At 49.4% G+C, this 2,872-nt stretch carries 3 protein-coding genes and 3 pseudogenes; all 6 read left to right on the top strand.

Going from position 1 to position 2,872, the window contains the following annotated elements; translation table 11 throughout:
• Window positions 1-263 (top strand): annotated as a pseudogene (locus IGQ15_RS10510) (hypothetical protein); the annotation flags it as partial.
• A gap of 80 nt (window positions 264-343) precedes the next feature.
• Entirely contained in the window at window positions 344-739 is a 396-nt protein-coding gene (locus tag IGQ15_RS10515; protein WP_297051547.1) for a roadblock/LC7 domain-containing protein, read from the top strand.
• A gap of 42 nt (window positions 740-781) precedes the next feature.
• Window positions 782-1,117, top strand: a pseudogene (locus tag IGQ15_RS12090) (GTPase); the annotation flags it as partial.
• A gap of 39 nt (window positions 1,118-1,156) precedes the next feature.
• Window positions 1,157-2,011, top strand: coding sequence for a DUF4388 domain-containing protein (locus IGQ15_RS10525; protein ID WP_297051550.1), 855 nt, complete (start codon window positions 1,157-1,159; stop codon window positions 2,009-2,011).
• A 219-nt stretch (window positions 2,012-2,230) separates the two neighbouring features.
• Window positions 2,231-2,467 carry a DUF167 domain-containing protein gene (locus IGQ15_RS10530; protein WP_297051552.1) on the top strand — a complete coding sequence of 79 codons (237 nt, stop codon included), beginning with the start codon at window positions 2,231-2,233 and terminating at the stop codon, window positions 2,465-2,467.
• A 24-nt stretch (window positions 2,468-2,491) separates the two neighbouring features.
• Window positions 2,492-2,872 (top strand): annotated as a pseudogene (locus IGQ15_RS10535) (aminopeptidase); the annotation flags it as partial.

Consider the following 2,872-nt stretch of genomic DNA (forward strand, 5'->3'; position numbering starts at 1 on the left):
GCCTTGTCCATGTGCGCATCGGGATTGGCCCGCAGCACGTCGTGCCAGCAATGGCCGTCGTCGTCAATGCCGTACGCAAGAAACTAAGGGAGGACAATAAATTAGAGGCCTTGGGGGACGCCCTTGGCAAAATTTGCATGATTGACCTTGCTTTTATTGAACAAGCCTACTTTGAGGTGTCCTCCCAAGCAGTTCTTCAAGAAACGGGCTGGACACAAGCACTCTTTCAGCGCTTAATTGCCACAGGTGCTGCTGCCATGTAGTTCTCCGAGTAGGGGAGTCGTTGTTCAAAGATTCTCAAAGATTCTGTACAGGAATTTAGGAATTTAACGAGGATTGAAGTATGTCCATTAGTGCCGCCAAACTGGAAGCTATACTGCAAAACTTTGTTGCCAATGCCAGTAACGTCCAAGGCGCTGCACTGGTGTCTCCTGACGGTCTCACGCTTGCGGCAACTCTGCCGGGGGGAATGGACGATGAACGCGTAGCTGCAATGTCAGCCGCAATGCTCTCGCTGGGGGAACGGATTGGCCGAGAACTCAACCGAGGTAAAATCGAGCGCATCTTGGTAGAGGGGAGCAATGGCTATGGCATTCTTACCAGTTGCACTGAAGATGCTGTTTTTCTCGTTCTAGCCGATGCTTCTGCCAAGTTGGGCATTATCAACCTTGAAATTAAAAATGTGTTGGCTGAGCTGCAAACTCAACTCACAGGTGTGAGTCAAGCTGTGAAGGTTTAGACTGCAGTGATTCTCAACCGCGAGGTGCCCAGTCATGGAAATTTGCGCATTGTCATTACAGGGCCAGTGGGAGCAGGTAAATCTACTTTTGTTCGCACAATTAGTGAAATTGAGGTGGTGGATACCGATCGCAACGGATGAAATTCCTGCTTTCAAGCAAAAGACAACGGTAGCGATGGATTTCGGGCGACTTCAGTTTAGTCTCAATGTTGCCCTACATCTGTAGGGTACGCCTGGCCAAGAACGCTTTGATTTTATGGGGGATTTCTCATTCGCAAAGCCTATGCCTTCATCTTGCTGGTGAGTTCTCACCGTCCCCAAGATTTTCGAGCAGCACAGCAGATTTTGGTATTCATGCATGATCGCACGAAGATTCCATAACAACTTAACAACGGAATCACTTATTAGGGGGAATGTATGAAAATCACAGGTTATCTATCAGAATTTTCGCTGGGAGAAATTTTTCGTTTTCTGGAGCAGGGGCAAAAAACGGGCTGCCTCTCTATCAAGCCCGGGGAAATGGCAGGAAGGATGCCGCTGATCCCCCAAACGCGAGAGTACTATATTTTTTTTCGCTTAGGTCAGATTGTGGCCACAACAACAAGTTTAGATCATCAAGGACTGCAACGGCTAATTGAGCAGCGGGGATGGCTCCGTTCCACAACCATTCAGCGCCTCTTGCCCTTGTGCTCCCTCACAGATTCCCTTGGCCTCTGCTTGAAAGCACAGGGCGCTCTTGAATTAGAACAACTTCAATTCCTGTTTAAGCAACAGGTACTGACACCAATCCCCCGCCTCTTTAGCCTCAATGAGGGCTGGTTTAAGTTTGATGCCAACCACCCGCTACCCTTTGAGGAAATGACGGGATTGAGTGCGTCGCCCATGGACATTTCTCTAGCGGGTTTGCGACTGCTGCGGGATTGGGCAGCCCTGATGGATAAGCTGCCTTTGCCAAGTTCAGCGATCGCCAGCAGGATTGAGGGACAGCCCCCCTACCGTCTAAATCGCCATGAATGGCAAGTGTGGGAGTATGCCAATGGCACAATAACCCTTCAGGAGATTAGCGATGCTTTGAGCTTACCCATTCTAGAGGTACAGAAAATCTGCTTCCGTTTGATGGTGGTGGGCATTGCTGAGGAGGTTGCGGGCATTACTGCGCCCTCTGCTACTGCAACCGAGCCTGACCTCATTGAAACAGCAGAAATTAGCACTTCCTTTTTGGAGGGACTCTTTACCTTCCTAAAAACGAAAACCCATACCCAAGCGGCTTAGGGCAGTAAAGAAAATGATACAAGCTTTGAGTGGACAGACAGTGCGAGTACTGGCGTGCCGATGATTGACATTTAGCATAGGGAGCTAGTTGCCGCAATTAATGATCTCGCTGATGCCATTGAACATAGTAAGTTGGCGGATTGTTTGGTCAACCACATCATGAAAATTAACTCGGAGATTGGCCAGCACATTTGTGCCCATCGCTAGACTTAAGACTCAATGAATAAAAAGCACGTCATTGTCAAGCCCAATGCACGGCAGTCTGCTGTATCTGTGAGTCCTGACGGTCAACTTGTGGTTGCAGTGCGTGCCCCTGCCGGCGATGGTAAAGCCAATCAGGAACTCATTGCAGTTTTTGCGGACTATTTTCAGGGACCCAAGTCCCGCATTCAGATGGTCAAAGGTCACACCAGTCGTCATAAAGTAATTGAACTCCTAAATTTAAGAGCGATCTAGACTAAGAGGAAGTGCTGTGCGATCATGCTTATGTCCTTTGATATCTCCTCTGCAAAATCTTTTGTTCTCAGTGGTGCCCGCCCCCACTACAGCCCCGATCGCCCCGGACAGGTGGAACATATTTTCCTTGATTTGACGCTCGATCTAGAGGCTCAAATCTGCTGGGGACAGTGCCACATTCACTTGCGCCCGCTCCACGCCCAACTGCGACACCTACGCCTCAATGCCGTGGGGCAACAAATCAAGGGGGTAACCGTGCAGCACCAACCCCAAAGCTTCCACTACGATGGCGAGTTCCTTGATATTTCCCTCAATGAGAGCTTAGGGATTAGCCCCGATCAGGTGCTACTCATTACCATTGACTATCGCCTTGAACAGCCTCAGCGAGGCTTGTATTTTGTCCCC

It is taken from the genome of Thermosynechococcus sp. M98_K2018_005 (assembly GCF_015295825.1).
GTDB lineage: Bacteria > Cyanobacteriota > Cyanobacteriia > Thermosynechococcales > Thermosynechococcaceae > Thermosynechococcus.